Source organism: Nonomuraea sp. NPDC003804, from assembly GCF_040610675.1.
Classification (GTDB): Bacteria; Actinomycetota; Actinomycetes; order Streptosporangiales; family Streptosporangiaceae; genus Nonomuraea.
On sequence record NZ_JBEXMT010000099.1, the window covers coordinates 1 to 1,440 of the forward strand.

The following is a 1,440-nucleotide window of genomic DNA, read 5'->3' on the forward strand; positions in this document are numbered from 1 at the left end:
GCCAATGTCATTGCTTTTGGTCGTCAACTGGCTGGTTGAGGTGGACCGGACAGCGGCTTCCACCGTTCCCACGCGTTTGAGGCGGATCACGTCGGCCCATACCGCATCGCGCTGCTCCGACAGCCACTGTTGTGCTTTCAGCTCTGCTAGGCGGCTTTCCTTCTCCTTCCGTCCCGTCGGGTCCAGCAAGCCCGCCAGCGCGTCGCGATCAGCGCTAGTGGTCTTGACCTTCTGATCGTAGGCGTTGGTCCACACCGACCACTGCACTGCCGGAGCCGCCGTGGCCTCGGCCATGGCTTTCAATCTCGCATGGATGGCCTCAAACAGCTCAGTGGCTTGGGGGGCTTCCAAGCCAATAGCAGCGCACTGGGCCTGCCAGGCGACATCGGTGAGAGGACTGGGCAACGCTTTCTTCAGCGCCGTCAGCGCGTCTTCCGCGCTCTTAGCTTCTGTCTGCAGGGTGTCGTTGAGGTAGCTTTCAAAGCTGGCCAAGCGGGCCTTGCCGTCGTCTCCCAACGGTTGCTGGCAGAGGACACAACGGGATTCGTCCCCAACGTGGGGGAAAGGGTGGTCACGGTAGGCAAGACCTGTCGAATACGCCTTTGCAGCGTCCCAAAGGGTTCGCCACACGGCGTCTCCGACGCCTTTGAGCGGCAGCCCATTGAGGAAGGCCGTGGCATAGGCGGTGGCGGCCTGGCGCTTGACCTCTGCATTGCTGCGGGCATCCAAGAGGGCTTGGGCCTTCTCGCCGTTCAAGCTCTCCTTCAATGCCGAGATGCTTGTGGCCATCTGCGACAAGCGTTCTAGCTCTCCGACGGCCTTGGCGTGGGCCACTTCAGGGTTCGCCTGGGCCAGTGCGGTCTCCAGCGCCAAACGCTCATCGTTCAGTGCAGCGGGGAAGGCGCAACGCTGGTTAATATCCTCTTCGGTCAGTTTCGCCGTCAACTTCCGGAGGACCGTTGCAGCGCTGCTCTGCGCGTGCTCTTCCGGGATGATGGGCAGTTTGCTGGTGAGCTTGGCGGCGCGGGCCTTCAATCGGGTGGCGAGATCGTCTGAGATGTGGATGAGCATCCCGACGAACCGCATCGCCCGGGGAAGATGGGTGGCGGTGGTGGCGCTGTCTCCGAACTCCAGCGCTGTGGCTGAGTCGAAGACCGGGACCGCTTTCAACGTCGAATGGGCACCGTCGGATGCTTGCCAAGTGAGATCAGCAGACGATGTCGTGCCGTCGGATCGGGTCGCCGTGACTTTGATCAAGGCAGAGGCAGCATCGGGATTCTGCTTGAACACGTTGCCGTGGATAGATCCCTTGGCCCGCGCGCCACAAACGTGCTTCATCAAACGGGCCTCGAACCAGCCGACGGGGACGGGCGGCTGCGTGACCGTGGGCGTGAGCACCGCGTCGTAGGGGTCGGTCGCCATCAGCGCCATGCGCGTGGC

General features: G+C 62.8%; 1 protein-coding gene. It reads right to left on the reverse strand.

Translation table 11 applies throughout. From position 1 onward, the window contains the following. Nucleotides 1-1,440 (reverse strand): hypothetical protein (locus tag ABZX22_RS45030; protein ID WP_354923477.1); only part of this gene is annotated, 1,440 nt, incomplete at both ends.